Genomic DNA, 15306 nt, shown 5'->3' with positions numbered 1-15306 from the left:
CGATCAGAGCGAGTAGGGCAGGTAGCACAGGGTGGCGAGGACGATGGCGCCCCAGCCGAGCAGGGCGGGCTTGCGGTACCAGGCGCTGTCGCCCTCGTCGGGCGCCTCGTCGGCGTCCGGGGACTCCGTCCCGTAGACCAGACCGGCCAGTTCGGCCTCCGGCTTGGGGGCGGTGAAGAGGGTCACGACGACCATGACGACCGCGCCGGCCACGAATCCGACGATCGCGGAGACGAAGTTGGCGCCCTGGTCGGAGGGGATGTCGACGATGCCCTGCTTGTAGATGACGAAGTAGTTGACCATCGCCGCCGTGGTGCCCGCGACGAGGCCCCAGACACCGGACTTCATCGAGGCGCGCTTCCAGAACATGCCGATGATGAAGACGACGAACATCGGGACGTTGAAGAACGAGAACAGCGTCTGGAGGTACGTCATGATGTTGGAGAAGCTGGCCGCGATGAAGGCCGTGCCGATCGACGCCAGCACACCCACCGCGGTGATCAGCCGCCCGAACTTCAGGTAGTACGCGTCCGACTGGTCCTTCTTCACGTACCGCTGCCAGATGTCCGTGGTGAACACCGTGTTGAACGAGGACACGTTGGCGGCCATGCCGGCCATGAACGCGGCCAGCAGACCGGTCACCGCGATGCCGAGCACACCGTTGGGAAGCAGCTCCCGCATCAGCAGCGGGATGGCGTCGTTGTACGTGAGGTCGGAGTCGGGAGTGCCGATCCGGGGCACGACGACGGCGGCGACCAGGCCCGGGATCATCACCGCGAAGACGATGAAGATCTTCGGGAAGGCGGCGATCAGCGGGGTGCGCTTCGCGGCGGACAGGTTCTTCGCCGACAGGGCGCGCTGCACCTCGGCGAAGTTGGTGGTCCAGTAGCCGAAGGAGAGCACGAAGCCGAGACCGAGGATGATCGTCAGCCAGTTGGCGCCGAGCGGGTTGGCGTCACCGATGCCGGTACCGCCCCAGGCGGACATGAAGTCCGCGCCGTGCTGCTTCTCCAGCGAGCCGCTGAGACCGTCCCAGCCGCCGACGCGCTTGAGGCCCAGCAGGGTGAGGGGGATCAGCGCGGCGAGGATGACGAAGAACTGCAGCACCTCGTTGTAGATCGCGGAGGAGAGGCCGCCGATGGTGATGTAGAGCAGGACGAACACGCCGGCGACGACGATCGCGACCCAGCGGTCCCAGCCCAGCAGCGCCTCCACGACGATCGAGAGGGCGTAGAGGTTCACGCCCGCGATCAGTATCGCCGCGAAGGCGAAGAGTATGGAGCTGAGCAGGTGCGCCGACCTGTCGAAGCGCTGGAGCAGGAACTCCGGGACGGAGCGGACCTTCGACCGGTAGTAGAAGGGCATCATCACCAGGCCGAGGAAGACCATGGCGGGGATGGCGCCGATCCAGTACCAGTGGACGACCGCGACGCCGTACTGCGCGCCGGTCGCCGCCATGCCGAGGATCTCGGTGGCGCCGAGGTTCGCCGCGACGAAGGCCAGACCGGTCACCCATGCGGGCAGTGACCGTCCGGAGAGGAAGAAGTCGAGGCTCGTCTTCACACTGGCCCGGGCGGCGAAGCCGATGCCGAGCACCACGACGAAGTAGATCGCCAGGATTGTGTAATCGAGCCCGTTCGTGGGGAGCCGGAGCCCTTCGGCCAGATATTGCATGGGGGGTACTCGCTTCGTTGCGCGAACTGAACCCGTCGGAACCTACGCCCATGTGTTCAGAAAATGAACAGGTGCGATGGCGTTCTTTGTTTGATCGTGATCGGGCGGGTTGAAATGTCCAGGTCTGGCCACGCATTCCGCACCGTGCTGTCACAGGATGCGTCGGCATTGACGCCCCTGTTGAGTTGTGGTTAATTATGTTCGGTTCTGTTTAGAGGGCGTTACATGGAGGAGCCTGGTGAAGAAGACGGTCACGACCCTCGCCGACGGCCGGGAGCTGATCTACTACGACTCCGCGGACGACGTCGTCCGCGACGCCGCGGACCTGCGGCCGCTGGACGCCGTCCCCGCGTCCGGGGAGGACTCGGAGATCCGCCACGACCCCCTCCTCGGCGACTCGGTGGCCATCGCCTCGCACCGGCAGGGGCGGACGTATCACCCGCCGGCCGACGAGTGCCCGCTGTGCCCCTCGCAGGAGGGCCGGCTCAGCGAGATCCCCGACTCCGGCTACGACGTCGCCGTCTTCGAGAACCGCTTCCCCTCCCTCGCCGGTGACTCCGGCCGCTGCGAGGTCGTGTGCTTCACCTCCGACCACGACGTGTCCTTCGCCGGCCTCACCGAGGCCCAGGCCGCCCTGGTCCTGGAGGCCTGGACCGACCGCACCGCCGACCTCGCCGAGCTCCCGCAGGTCACCCAGGTGTTCTGCTTCGAGAACCGGGGCGCCGAGATCGGCGTCACCCTGGGCCACCCGCACGGGCAGATCTACGGCTACCCCTTCGTCACCCCGCGCACCGAGCAGATGCTCCGCTCCGCGGAGGCCCACCGCGCCGAAACCGGCCGCAACCTCTTCGACGACGTCGTCGCCCGCGAGCTGGCCGACGGCGACCGTGTCGTCCTGGAGGGCGAGCACTGGGTCGCCTTCGTGCCGTACGCCGCGCACTGGCCCTACGAGGTCCACCTCCACCCGCGCCGCCGCGTCCCCGACCTGCGCGAGCTCGACGAGGCCGCTCGCACAGAGTTCCCACAGATCTATCTGGAACTCTTGAGGCGATTCGACCGGATCTTCGGCCCCGGAGAGCCGCCGACCCCGTACATCTCGGCCTGGCACCAGGCCCCGTTCAGGGTCCCCGGCCGTGAGGAGTTCGGCCTGCACCTCGAGCTCTTCACCATCAGGCGGACCACCGGCAAGCTGAAGTTCCTCGCGGGCTCCGAGTCCGGCATGGGCGTGTTCATCAACGACGTGCCGCCGGAGGCCGCGGCACAGCGACTGCGAGAGGTAGCGAGCGAGTGAGCAACACCGGCAAGAAGTACCTGGTGACGGGAGGCGCGGGATACGTCGGCAGTGTCGTCGCCGCCCACCTGCTGGAGGCCGGTCACACCGTGACCGTCCTCGACGACCTGTCGACCGGCTTCCGTGAAGGCGTCCCCCAGGGCGCCGAGTTCATCGAGGGCCGCATCCAGGACGCCGCCAAGTGGCTGGACCCCTCCTACGACGGAGTGCTGCACTTCGCCGCCTGCTCCCAGGTCGGCGAGTCCGTCGTCGACCCCGAGAAGTACTGGGTCAACAACGTCGGCGGCACCACCGCCCTCCTCGCCGCCATGCGCGACGCGGGCGTGCGCACCCTCGTCTTCTCCTCCACCGCGGCGACCTACGGCGAGCCGGTCTCCAGCCCCATCACGGAGACCGACCCCACCGCGCCCACCAGCCCCTACGGCGCCTCCAAGCTCGCCGTCGACCACATGATCACCGGCGAGGCGACCGCCCACGGCCTGGCCGCCGTCTCCCTGCGCTACTTCAACGTCGCGGGTGCCTACGGCAGCTGCGGCGAGCGCCACAGCCCCGAGTCGCACCTCATCCCGCTGGTCCTCCAGGTCGCGCTCGGCCAGCGCGAGTCGATCTCCGTCTACGGCGACGACTACCCGACACCGGACGGCACCTGCGTGCGCGACTACATCCACGTCGCCGACCTCGCCGATGCCCACCTGCTCGCCCTGGAAGCGGCCGCCGCGGGCGAACACCTCATCTGCAACCTCGGCAACGGCAACGGCTTCTCGGTCCGCGAGGTCATCGAGACCGTCCGCCAGGTCACCGGCCACCCGGTACCCGAGACCACCGCGCCCCGGCGCGGCGGCGACCCGGCCGTCCTCGTGGCCTCCGCCGCCACGGCCAGGGAACGGCTCGGCTGGCGGCCGTCGCGCGCCGGCCTGGCCGGAATCGTCGCCGACGCGTGGACGTTCGCCCGCCGAGAGGAGCCCACCGCACCATGACCGACAACGCCGAGCCGGCCGTCTCCCTCACCGAGCTGACCGCCTCCTTCACCGAGCTGTACGGGAACGCCCCCGAAGGCATCTGGGCAGCACCCGGACGAGTGAACCTGATCGGTGAGTACACCGACTTCAACGACGGCTTCGTCATGCCGCTCGCCCTGCCGCACACCGCCCGCGCGGCCGTCGCACGCCGTACCGACGGACAGCTCCGCCTGCACTCCACCGACGTACCCGGCGGTGTCGTCTCCCTGCGCGTCGAGGAGCTGGCCCCGCACTCCGGGCACGGCTGGGCCGCCTACCCGGCCGGCGTCGTCTGGGCGCTCCGCGAGGCCGGTCACCCCGTCACCGGGGCGGACATCCAGCTCACCTCCACCGTCCCCGTCGGCGCCGGCCTCTCCTCCTCGGCCGCCCTGGAGGTCGTCACCGCGCTCGCCCTGAACGACCTCTTCCAGCTGGGCCTGAGCGCCCCGGAGATCGCCGTGCTCGGCCAGCGGGCCGAGAACGCGTTCGTCGGTGTGCCCTGCGGCGTCATGGACCAGATGGCCTCGGCGTGCTGCACCGAGGGCCACGCGCTGTACCTCGACACCCGCGACCTCACCCAGCGCCAGGTCCCCTTCGACCTGGCCGCGCACGGGCTGCAGCTGCTCGTCGTCGACACCCGGGTCAAGCACGCCCTGGGCGACGGCGCGTACGCGGAGCGCCGGGCCGGCTGCGAGGCGGGCGCCCGCGCGCTCGGCATCGGCACCCTCCGTGACCTTCCGTACGAGGACCTGGGAGCCGCGCTGGAGACCCTCGCGGCGGCCGGCGAGGACGAGTCGGTCGTGCGCTACGTCCGCCATGTGGTGAGCGACAACCACCGGGTGGAGCAGGTCATCGCCCTGCTCGACGCGGGCGACGTGCGCGCCGCGGGCCCGGTCCTCAACGAGGGCCACGTCTCGCTCCGCGACGATCTGCGGGTCTCGTGCCCGGAGCTGGACCTCGTGGTCTCGGCGGCGAACGCGGCCGGGGCGCTCGGGGCCAGGATGACCGGGGGCGGCTTCGGCGGCTCGGCGATCGTGCTGGTGGAGGAAGCGACGGCGGACACCGTCGCCAAGGCCGTCTCGGAGGCCTTCACCTCGGCCGGCCACGCAGCCCCGGGAGTCTTCCCCGCGGTTCCCTCCGCGGGGGCGCTGAGGGTCGCTCCAGCTGCTTGACCAGAATGAACTCCGCGACGCCTGGCGGGTAGTCCTCGACCTCGCCGACGACCTCGTACCCCTGCTTCCGGTAGAAGCCCGGGGCCTGGAAACCCCAGGTCTCGAGCCGGGAGCGGGTACAGGCGCGCTCGTCGCGGGCGAGGCGCTCCGCCTCGGCGAGCAGGCGCGAGCCGAGGCCGAGGCCGCGGTGGCGGGTGTCCACCCAGAGAAGGTCCACGTGGAGCCAGTAGGCCCAGGTCCGGCCGCTCAGCCCGCCGGCCAGGGCCCCTCCGTCGTCCAGGAGCCAGACCTCCAGCGGGACTTCGTGCTCGGCGGAGGTGGAGTGCAGGGCACGCAGCTCCGGTGATCCGTCCCAGTTGTCGTCGTGCAGCCGCCGGCCCAGCAGAATACGACGTTCCTTGTCCACTTCGGTCTCAAGACGGAACATGAACAACACCCTAAACACCTGGGGCGGTCAGTTCTGCGAATCGCCTTCCGCCGCCCGCCGCCCGCCGTACGCTGATGCTCAGCACCGGTGGGGGCCGGTGTTGTTTCAGGGGACGAGACAGTCGGATACGACGCCCGGGGCGGGTGGCGGCCGGCACACGGCGGCGGCCGTGCGCGGGCGGTTCACCGGAGTGCTCCGGGCGTCGTGTCCGCCGTGGTCCGTCCCCGCCGGGGCCGGCCAGGTACGGGGCGCCCCAGGAGCTCACACAGCATGGGGGTGTCTGTGGCTCGTATCCGGGTGCTGGTGGTCGACGACCACCGCATCTTTGCCGAGTCCCTCGCCGCGGCGCTCGCGGCCGAACCGGACGTGGACGTGTCCGCGGCGGGCAGTGGTCCCGCCGCGCAGCGATGTCTGGAGCGCGCGACGGCCGAAGGACGCCGCTACGACGTGATGCTGGTCGACGCCGAACTGGGCGTCCTCGCCACGGGCGGAGGCCGCACCGTTCCCGCGCCGCGCGGCACCTCCGACGGCGGGAACGGGGGGCCGGTGGACGGCATCTCGCTGGTCGCCGGGGTGCGTTCGGGCCAGCCCCACATCCGTACGGTGGTGCTCGCCGAGAAGGACGACCCGCGCCGGGCCGCGATGGCGCTGCAGGCGGGTGCTTCGGGCTGGGTCGCCAAGGACTGCTCGCTGCAACGGCTGCTGACGGTCATACGGGGCGTGCTGCGCGACGAGACGCACCTGCCCGCCGCGCTGCTGACCGGAGTCCTGCGGGAGCTGACGGCGGCCCGCAGACACCGCACCGAGAGCGAGCAGCTCGTCGAGTCGCTGACGCCGCGCGAGCGCGAGGTGCTGCGCTGCATGGTGGCGGGCCTGGGCCGCAAGGCGGTCGCGGAGCGGCTCTTCCTCTCCCCGCACACGGTGCGCACCCACATGCAGAACGTGCTGGGGAAGCTGGGCGTGCACTCGACCCTGGCGGCCGTGGCGCTGGCCCGGCGTGCCGGAGTGGGCCCGGCCGTGCTAACCGGGGACGTTGTCGAACGGGGCGGTCAGCCGGCGTAGCAGCCCGGCCAGTTCGGACCGCTGCCCACGGGAGAGCTCGCCCAGGATGGCCCGCTCCTGGTCGAGCAGCCCGGCCAGCGACTGGTCGGCCTTGTCGCGGCCCAGATCGGTCAGCCGGACCAGGACGCCGCGGCGGTCACTCGGGTCGGGCAGCCTCTCCACCAGATTCTTCTTGGTCAGCCGGTCGATGCGGTTCGTCATCGTGCCCGAGGTGACCAGCGTCTGGGTGAGGAGCTGGCCGGGGGAGAGCTGATACGGGGCGCCGGCACGGCGCAGGGACGTCAGGACGTCGAACTCCCACGGCTCCAGCTGGTGCTCCGCGAAGGCGATCCTGCGGGCCCGGTCCAGATGCCTGGCCAGGCGGGAGACGCGGCTCAGGACCTCGAGTGGTTCCACGTCGAGGTCGGGGCGCTCGCGGCGCCATGCAGCGACCAGTCGGTCGACCTCGTCCTCCATGTCGATCAGTGTAGAGGGTCCCTCGACATGAAGTCTCTTGAATTCAAGTGTCTTGACATCGAGAGAATTTTTTGGTGATTCTGACCCCCATGACCCCACCCACCTGGGACCCGCAGCAGTACCTCCGCCACGCTGACCACCGCACCCGCCCCTTCCTCGACCTCCTGGCCCGCATCGGACCCCTGCCGCACGACCCCGCACCCCGGATCGCCGACCTCGGCTGCGGGGCGGGCAACGTCACCGCCCTCCTCGCGGAACGCCGGCCCGACGCCCGCATCACCGGCTACGACAGCTCCCCCCACATGCTCGAACGCGCCCGCGCCCACGCCGGGCCCCTCCTCGACTTCGCCGAAGCCGACGCCGGGACCTGGGAGCCGGCCGAGACCTACGACCTCATCGTCTCCAACGCCCTGCTCCAATGGGTCCCCGGCCACACCGCCCGCTTCCCCCACTGGCTGGACGCCCTCACCCCCGGCGGCACCCTCGCCTTCCAGGTACCCGGCAACTTCGACGCCCCCAGCCACACCCTCATGCGCGAACTGGCCGGATCCCCCCGCTGGAACGACCGCCTCGGCGGCCTCCTGCGCCACGGCGACGCCGTACACACCCCCGCGGACTACCTGGAACACCTCACCGCCCCCGGACGCGACGTGGACGTCTGGGAGACCACCTACCTGCATCTCCTCCAGGGCGAGGACCCCGTCCTCGACTGGGTCAAGGGCACCGGCCTGCGACCCGTCCTCGACGCCCTCACCGACGACCCGGAGGCCCACGACGCCTTCCTCACCGCATACCGCGACCTGCTGCGCACCGCCTACCCGGCCGGCCCGCACGGCACGGTCTTCCCGTTCCGCCGGATCTTCGCCGTCGCCAGGACCGCGGGGTGACCGTCCGGGCCGGACGTCACAGCGTGTCGAGGGCCTCCGCCGAGATGTCGAGGTCGACGGGGAACGGCACACCCGTCTTGAGCCGGTCGTGATGGATGCCCGTCAGCGCGTACGCCTTCGTCACCGGATCCAGCTCGTAGACCCGCACCACCGGGTGCCGGTCGGTGCCGGTCATCTCGACCAGCCAGAAGTGCTCGATCCCGGCGGACGCGTACTTGTGCGGTTTGGTCTCGCGGTCCCGGGCCTCGGAGTCGGGTGATACCACCTCGACGGCGAGAACCACGTCCGCCGCCTCGAAACGGGTGAGCTCCCGCCCGGTGACCGCTTCCGCCCGGACGACGCAGACATCCGGCTCGGGGGCGTTGCGCCGGTCGAGGACGACGGTCATCTCACGGCGTGCCTTCAGCTCCGGCGGCGCGCTGTGGCGGAGCCCGGCCGTCAGGAGGTCGATCACCGTGCTGTGGAAATCTCGCTGCGGACTCACAAAAACCAGGCTCCCGTCGAGCAATTCCGTGTGCGGCGGGAGATCAGGCAGCGTGAACAGGTCGTCCACGGTGTATCCGTCCTGCGGGGGCACCGGCCAGCGGCTGCTGTGCCCGGTGATCGGCTCGGCGGTCATAGGTCCTCCCATGGACGGGATTCTGGCCCTGCCCCACCACAGTAGGGTCCGGTTCGCCGCTCCGTCATCACAACGAGTGAGCACGTGCGCACCACGGCAGGGATCAGCTCTTCCGGTGACCTATCAGCCGCGGCTTCGACTCCAGGTTCTCCAGCCCGTGCCACGCCAGATTCACCAGATGGGCCGCGACCTCGGCCTTCTTCGGCTTCCGCACGTCCAGCCACCACTGGCCGGTCAGCGCGACCATCCCGACCAGGGCCTGCGCGTACAGCGGGGCCAGCTTCGGGTCGAAGCCCCGGGCCTTGAACTCCAGGCCCAGGATGTCCTCGACCTGCGTCGCGATGTCACTGATCAGCGACGCGAAGGTGCCCGTCGACTGCGCGACCGGGGAGTCACGGACCAGGATCCGGAAACCGTCCGTGTACGTCTCGATGTAGTCGAGCAGCGCGAACGCCGCCTGCTCCAGCAGCTCACGGGGGTGACCCGCGGTGAGGGCCCCCGTCACCAGGTCCAGCAGCTGGCGCATCTCGCGGTCGACCACGACGGCGTACAGGCCCTCCTTGCCGCCGAAGTGCTCGTACACCACCGGCTTGGAGACCCCGGCCCGTGCCGCGATCTCCTCCACCGAGGTGCCCTCGAAGCCCTTGTCGGCGAACAGGGTGCGGCCGATGTCCAGAAGTTGCTCGCGGCGCTCCTTCCCCGTCATCCGGACCCGCCGGGCCCGTCGCGTGGGGGCAGGCATGCTCTTCTCGCCGCTTGTGCTTCCGTCGGTCGCCACGTCGTCAATCATGCCGGGTCGGCGGCCGCGGGCTTGCGGCGGGCGGCAATACGCGAGGCATCGGGCCACCGGACGTCGGATGCCCAGCCCAGCTTCTCGAACCAGCGGATGAGGCGGGCACTGGAATCGATCTGCCCCCTGAGCACCCCGTGCCGCGCGCTCGTCGGGTCCGCGTGGTGCAGGTTGTGCCAGGACTCACCGCACGAGAGCACCGCCAGCCACCACACGTTCCCGGACCTGTCGCGGGACTTGAACGGCCGCTTGCCGACCGCGTGACAGATGGAGTTGATCGACCACGTCACGTGGTGGAGCAGCGCGACACGGACCAGTGAACCCCAGAAGAAGGCGGTGAACGCACCCCACCACGACATCGTGACCAGGCCGCCGACCAGCGGCGGGATCGCCAGCGACAGGATCGTGAAGCTGAGGAAGTGGCGCGAGATCGCACGGATCGCCGGGTCCTTGACCAGGTCCGGGGCGTACTTCTGCTGCGGCGTCTGCTCCTCGTTGAACATCCAGCCGATGTGGGCCCACCACAGGCCCTTCATCAGTGCGGGGAGGTTCTCACCGAACCGCCACGGCGAATGCGGGTCGCCCTCGGCGTCGGAGAACCGGTGGTGCTTGCGGTGGTCGGCCACCCAGCGCACCAGTGGACCCTCCACCGCCATCGAGCCCGCGACGGCCAGGGCGATGCGGAGCGGACGCTTCGCCTTGAACGAGCCGTGCGTGAAGTAGCGGTGGAAGCCGATCGTCACGCCGTGGCAGCCCCAGTAGTACATGACGACCAGCAGGCCGAGGTCCAGCCAGCTGACACCACGGCCCCAGGCCAGCGGCACGGCCGCGACCAGGGCCGCGAAGGGCACCACGATGAACAGCAGCAGCGCGATCTGCTCGACCGAACGCTTCTTGTCGCCGCCGAGCGTGGCGGAGGGAGGTGCGGGGTTGCCTGCCGACGCCGGCAGGCCGTCGTCGATCACATCCGGGCTCGTGGGCATGGGGGGAGTCCTCCGCGAGGTGAGGAAATATGATGGTATGAGCGGGCTACGCTTCCGTAACCTACGGCAACGTAAGTATTGCAGCGAAACGGGTCACGACACGCGAGCGCCGCCGCCACAACCCTTGTGGGGGAAGCCCTCGCCCCCCGTCTACCCCGGATCCGTCTCACCCCTCAGGGCACCGAACACGCCGAATCCCCGGACACCTATCCTGGGTGGGTCGGACAGCGCGGTCCGCACTCTGCACATCCGGGGTGCCCCGTCAGCACCGCGAGCGCCCCGGCCCCCCTGACAGACGTGCTCAACCACTGCAAGGAGCCGCACACTGTGAGCAGTGCCGACCAGACCCCTGCCGCCAACACCGAACTGCGGGCCGACATCCGCCGCCTCGGCGATCTCCTGGGCGAGACCCTCGTACGACAGGAAGGCCAGGACCTCCTCGACCTCGTCGAGCGCGTCCGCGCCCTGACCCGCACCGACGGCGAGGCGGCAGCCCAGCTCCTCGGCGACACGGACCTGGAGACGGCCGCACAGCTCGTGCGCGCCTTCTCCACCTACTTCCACCTCGCCAACGTCACCGAGCAGGTCCACCGCGCCCACGAGATGCGCGACCGCCGGTCCGCCGAAGGCGGGCTCCTCGCCCGCACCGCCGACCGCCTCAAGGACGCCGACCCCGAACACCTGCGCGAGACGGTCAAGAACCTCAACGTCCGGCCCGTCTTCACCGCACACCCCACCGAGGCCGCACGGCGCTCCGTCCTCAACAAGCTCCGCCGCATCGCCGAGCTCCTCGAAACACCCGTCATCGAGGCCGACCGCCGCCGCCACGACCTCCGGCTCGCCGAGAACATCGACCTCATCTGGCAAACCGACGAGCTCCGCGTCGTCCGCCCCGAGCCCGCCGACGAAGCCCGCAACGCCATCTACTACCTCGACGAACTCCACGCCAACGCCGTCGGCGACGTCCTGGAGGACCTGGCCGCGGAACTGGAGCGGGTCGGCGTCGAACTCCCCGCCGGCACCCGCCCCCTCACCTTCGGCACCTGGATCGGCGGCGACCGCGACGGCAACCCCAACGTGACACCCGCCGTCACCTGGGACGTGCTCATCCTCCAGCACGAGCACGGCATCACCGACGCCCTCGAACTCGTCGACTACCTGCGCGGACTCCTCTCCAACTCCATCCGCTACACCGGAGCCACCGACGAGCTCCTCACCTCCCTCCAGACCGACCTGGAGCGACTCCCCGAGATCAGCCCCCGCTACAAGCGGCTCAACGCCGAAGAGCCCTACCGGCTCAAGGCCACCTGCATCCGCCAGAAGCTCGTCAACACCCGCGAACGCCTCGCCACGGGCACGCCCCACCGCCCCGGCTGCGACTACCTCGGCACCTCAGAACTCATCGCCGACCTCGCGCTCATCCAGACCTCCCTGCGCGAACACCGAGGCGGACTCTTCGCCGACGGCCGCATGGACCGCACCATCCGCACGCTCTCCGCGTTCGGCCTCCAGCTCGCCACCATGGACGTCCGCGAACACGCCGACGCCCACCACCACGCCCTCGGTCAGCTCTTCGACCGCCTCGGCGAGGAATCCTGGCGCTACACCGACATGCCCCGCGACTACCGGCAGAAGCTCCTCGCGAAGGAACTCCGCTCCCGCCGCCCCCTCGCGCCCACCCCGGCACCGCTCGACGCCGACGGTGAGAAGACCCTCGGCGTCTTCCACACCATCAAGCAGGCCTTCGAACGCTTCGGCCCCGAAGTCATCGAGTCCTACATCATCTCGATGTGCCAGGGCGCCGACGACGTCTTCGCCGCCGCCGTCCTCGCCCGCGAAGCCGGACTCATCGACCTCCACGGCGGCTGGGCCAAGATCGGCATCGTCCCGCTCCTGGAGACCACCGACGAGCTCAAGGCCGCCGACGTCATCCTCGACGAGATGCTCGCCGACCCCTCCTACCGCCGTCTGGTCTCACTCCGCGGCGACGTCCAGGAGGTCATGCTCGGCTACTCCGACTCCTCCAAGTTCGGCGGCATCACCACCTCCCAGTGGGAGATCCACCGCGCCCAGCGACGCCTCCGCGACGTAGCCCACCGCTACGGCGTACGCCTGCGCCTCTTCCACGGCCGCGGCGGCACCGTCGGCCGAGGCGGCGGCCCCTCCCACGACGCGATCCTCGCCCAGCCCTGGGGCACCCTCGAGGGCGAGATCAAGGTCACCGAACAGGGCGAGGTCATCTCCGACAAGTACCTCATCCCCGCACTCGCCCGCGAGAACCTGGAACTGACCGTCGCGGCCACCCTCCAGGCCTCCGCCCTCCACACCGCGCCCCGCCAGTCCGACGAGGCCCTCGCCCGCTGGGACGCGGCCATGGACACCGTCTCCGACGCCGCCCACGCCGCCTACCGCAAGCTCGTCGAAGACCCCGACCTGCCCGCGTACTTCCTCGCCTCCACCCCGGTGGACCAGCTCGCCGACCTGCACCTGGGCTCGCGGCCCTCCCGCCGCCCCGGCTCGGGCGTCTCGCTCGACGGCCTGCGCGCCATCCCCTGGGTCTTCGGCTGGACCCAGTCGCGGCAGATCGTGCCCGGCTGGTACGGCGTCGGCTCCGGCCTCAAGGCCCTGCGCGAAGCCGGCCTCGGCAACGTCCTCGAAGAGATGCACGACCAGTGGCACTTCTTCAAGAACTTCCTCTCCAACGTCGAGATGACCCTGGCCAAGACCGACCTGCGCATCGCCCAGCACTACGTCGACACCCTCGTCCCCGACGAGCTCAAGCACGTCTTCGACCTCATCCGGGCCGAGCACGAGCTCACCGTGCAGGAAGTCCTCAAGGTCACCGGCGGCAAGGAACTCCTCGGCACCAGCCCGGTGCTCCAGCAGACCTTCGCCATCCGCGACGCCTACCTGGACCCGATCTCCTACCTCCAGGTATCCCTGCTCGCCCGCCAGCGCCAGGCAGCCGAACGCGGCGAGGAAGCCGACCCGCTCCTCGCCCGCGCCCTGCTGCTCACCGTCAACGGCGTAGCGGCGGGCCTCCGTAACACCGGCTGACCCGCACACGGGAAGACCGAACGGGTGCGGCCCCGTCAGAGGGCGACGAACGTCGCCGTCAACAGGGCCGCACCCGCCACACCCGCACCCCACGCCGTACGCGTCAGCCGCATGCCGCCACCGATCACCAGGGCGGCCAGCACCAGCGCACCGCCCAGCGGTACCCACGCATGCAGAAAGCCCGGAGTCCCGGTACGCACGACGTACCCGGACCCGGGCTTCACCACGACCGGGAAACGGTCCCCCTTCTCCGCCGCCACGGACCGCTCGATCGTCACCACGGACCGCTTCACCGAATCCGCGTCCGGCGAGAACGACCCCGTACACGCGTCCTCACCACACGCCGTCACCGTCATCGTCCCGTGCTCACGCCCCTTGGCGAGGACGATGTGATGCGCGCTGTCCCACGACGACCACACCCCCGCCACCAGCAGCAACAGGACGACACAGCCCGCGAGGAACGTACGGCCATGGGCCAACAGCCGGTGGGAGGAACTCCGCTTCATGGGGGCCGATCCTTGGGCAGAGCCCTGCCCCCGGTCAACCTATGGCCGAAAAACACCCAAGAAGCAACAGGAATGTCAGGAGTTGTACGCCGACTGAGCCCGCTCCAACCCCTCAGCCAACAGCGACTCCACCGCATCCGCCGACCGGTCCACCAGATACGCAAGCTCCTTGCGCTCCGCCGACGAGAAATCCTTCAACACGAAATCGGCGACCTGCATCCGCCCCGGCGGCCGCCCGATCCCGAACCGCACCCGGTGGTAATCCGGCCCCATCGCCTTCGTCATCGACTTGAGCCCGTTGTGCCCGTTGTCACCACCGCCCAGCTTCAGCCGCAGCATGCCGAAATCGATGTCCAGCTCGTCGTGCACGGCCACGACGTGATCCAACGGAACCTTGTAGAAGTCCCGCAACGCCGTCACCGGACCACCCGACAGATTCATGTACGACATCGGCTTCGCCAGCACCACACGACGGCTACCAGGACCGGGCGGGCCGATACGCCCCTCCAGCACCTGCGCCTGCGCCTTCTGCGCCCGCTTGAACTTCCCGCCGACCCGCTCCGCCAGGAGGTCGGCGACCATGAACCCGACGTTGTGCCGGTTCGCCGCGTACTCGGGCCCGGGATTGCCCAGACCCACGATCAGCCAGGGGTCGGTGACGTCGGACATCTGCGCTCGGTCTCCTCGCGTACGAACCAGTGATCACAGGGAAACGGGGCGGCGGATCCCCGGAAGGGAACCGCCACCCCGTCAGTCAAGCAGGTGGGGCGAGGCTCAGGCCTCGGCGCCCGCACCCTCGGCACCCTCGGCCGAAGGCTCCTCGGCCTGCGCGGCGACGACCTGGAGCACCACGGCGTCCTCGTCGCCCGCCAGCACCGAACCCTTGGGGAGCGGGACGTCCTTCGCGAGAATCGAGTCACCGGCGTCCAGGCCCGCGATCGACACCGTCACGGACTCGGGGATGTGCGTGGCCTCGGCCTCGACGAGCAGCGTGTTCTGCACGTACTCGAGCAGGTTGCCGCCCGGCGCCAGGTCACCCTCGACGTGCACCGCGATCTCGACGTTGACCTTCTCGCCGCGCTTCACGGTCAGCAGGTCGACGTGCTCGATGTTGCCCTTGATGGCGTTGCGCTGCACGGCCTTCGGGATCACCAGGGCGTCCTTGCCGTCGATCTCGAGACCGATCAGGACGTTCGCCGTACGCAGGGCGAGAAGCAGGTCGTGACCCGGCAGGTTGATGTGAACCGGCTCGGCACCGTGGCCGTAGACGACCCCGGGAACCAGGTTGGCACGACGGGTACGACGGGCAGCGCCCTTGCCGAACTCCGTACGGACCGTTGCGTCGAGCTTGATCTCAGCCATGCTGCACTCCTCGTAAGGTGAC

General features: G+C 69.8%; 14 protein-coding genes and 1 pseudogene. 6 read left to right on the top strand and 9 right to left on the bottom strand.

Annotated elements, in window-relative coordinates:
* Nucleotides 1–3: 3 nt before the first annotated feature.
* Complete coding sequence (locus OO67_RS17585) at nt 4–1674, bottom strand: sodium:solute symporter family protein (protein WP_033301391.1); 1671 nt, start codon at nt 1672–1674, stop codon at nt 4–6.
* 238 nt (nt 1675–1912) lie between these two features.
* Here OO67_RS17585 and galT point away from each other — a divergent pair, with 238 nt between their 5' ends.
* The 3 genes from galT to galK are packed head-to-tail and all read left to right on the top strand — an operon-like array spanning nt 1913 to nt 5135.
* Nucleotides 1913–2965, top strand: coding sequence for a galactose-1-phosphate uridylyltransferase (gene galT / locus OO67_RS17580; protein ID WP_033301389.1), 1053 nt, complete (start codon nt 1913–1915; stop codon nt 2963–2965).
* Entirely contained in the window at nt 2962–3942 is a 981-nt protein-coding gene (gene galE, locus OO67_RS17575) for a UDP-glucose 4-epimerase GalE (protein ID WP_033301387.1), read from the top strand. The genes galT and galE overlap by 4 nt, the downstream gene beginning before the upstream one ends.
* Complete coding sequence (gene galK / locus OO67_RS17570; protein ID WP_033301386.1) at nt 3939–5135, top strand: galactokinase; 1197 nt, start codon at nt 3939–3941, stop codon at nt 5133–5135. Before galE ends, galK begins: the two co-directional genes overlap by 4 nt.
* Here galK and OO67_RS17565 read toward each other — a convergent pair.
* Nucleotides 5125–5562: pseudogene (locus OO67_RS17565) on the bottom strand (GNAT family N-acetyltransferase); the annotation flags it as partial. The gene galK and the pseudogene OO67_RS17565 overlap by 11 nt on opposite strands.
* 270 nt (nt 5563–5832) lie before the next feature.
* Here OO67_RS17565 and OO67_RS17560 point away from each other — a divergent pair.
* A complete protein-coding gene (locus tag OO67_RS17560) occupies nt 5833–6624 on the top strand; it encodes a response regulator transcription factor (RefSeq protein WP_208861038.1) in 792 nt (263 codons plus the stop codon).
* Here the strand turns inward: OO67_RS17560 and OO67_RS17555 are convergent.
* Entirely contained in the window at nt 6583–7080 is a 498-nt protein-coding gene (locus tag OO67_RS17555) for a MarR family winged helix-turn-helix transcriptional regulator (RefSeq protein ID WP_033301382.1), read from the bottom strand. The genes OO67_RS17560 and OO67_RS17555 overlap by 42 nt on opposite strands.
* An 89-nt stretch (nt 7081–7169) precedes the next feature.
* Here OO67_RS17555 and OO67_RS17550 point away from each other — a divergent pair, with 89 nt between their 5' ends.
* Nucleotides 7170–7967 carry a trans-aconitate 2-methyltransferase gene (locus OO67_RS17550; protein WP_033301736.1) on the top strand — a complete coding sequence of 266 codons (798 nt, stop codon included), beginning with the start codon at nt 7170–7172 and terminating at the stop codon, nt 7965–7967.
* Nucleotides 7968–7983: 16 nt separating this feature from the next.
* On the opposite strand, the gene OO67_RS17545 is transcribed toward OO67_RS17550, so the two are convergent.
* The 3 genes from OO67_RS17545 to OO67_RS17535 all read right to left on the bottom strand — a co-directional run bounded on the left by OO67_RS17545 (nt 7984) and on the right by OO67_RS17535 (nt 10359).
* Entirely contained in the window at nt 7984–8586 is a 603-nt protein-coding gene (locus OO67_RS17545; protein ID WP_033301381.1) for a Uma2 family endonuclease, read from the bottom strand.
* Nucleotides 8587–8689: 103 nt separating this feature from the next.
* A complete protein-coding gene (locus OO67_RS17540) occupies nt 8690–9376 on the bottom strand; it encodes a TetR/AcrR family transcriptional regulator (RefSeq protein WP_073753171.1) in 687 nt (228 codons plus the stop codon).
* Complete coding sequence (locus OO67_RS17535) at nt 9373–10359, bottom strand: acyl-CoA desaturase (protein WP_033301379.1); 987 nt, start codon at nt 10357–10359, stop codon at nt 9373–9375. Before OO67_RS17535 ends, OO67_RS17540 begins: the two co-directional genes overlap by 4 nt.
* A gap of 327 nt (nt 10360–10686) precedes the next feature.
* On the opposite strand from OO67_RS17535, the gene ppc reads away from it, so the two are divergent.
* Nucleotides 10687–13416, top strand: a complete 2730-nt coding sequence (gene ppc / locus OO67_RS17530; RefSeq protein ID WP_033301378.1) for a phosphoenolpyruvate carboxylase — start codon at nt 10687–10689, stop codon at nt 13414–13416.
* 35 nt (nt 13417–13451) lie between these two features.
* Here ppc and OO67_RS17525 read toward each other — a convergent pair whose 3' ends face one another.
* The 3 genes from OO67_RS17525 to OO67_RS17515 all read right to left on the bottom strand — a co-directional run bounded on the left by OO67_RS17525 (nt 13452) and on the right by OO67_RS17515 (nt 15284).
* Nucleotides 13452–13922 (bottom strand): hypothetical protein, encoded by a 471-nt coding sequence (locus tag OO67_RS17525; protein ID WP_033301375.1) that lies wholly within the window; start codon nt 13920–13922, stop codon nt 13452–13454.
* 75 nt (nt 13923–13997) lie between these two features.
* Complete coding sequence (pth, locus tag OO67_RS17520) at nt 13998–14591, bottom strand: aminoacyl-tRNA hydrolase (protein ID WP_033301372.1); 594 nt, start codon at nt 14589–14591, stop codon at nt 13998–14000.
* Between the two features lie 105 nt (nt 14592–14696).
* Complete coding sequence (locus OO67_RS17515) at nt 14697–15284, bottom strand: 50S ribosomal protein L25/general stress protein Ctc (protein WP_033301370.1); 588 nt, start codon at nt 15282–15284, stop codon at nt 14697–14699.
* Nucleotides 15285–15306 lie beyond the last annotated feature (22 nt).

Origin of the sequence: Streptomyces atroolivaceus (genome assembly GCF_000717025.1) — a bacterium.
GTDB lineage: Bacteria > Actinomycetota > Actinomycetes > Streptomycetales > Streptomycetaceae > Streptomyces > Streptomyces atroolivaceus.
The sequence above is the reverse complement of the archived record's forward strand: the minus strand, read 5'-3'. Positions and strand labels throughout refer to the sequence as shown.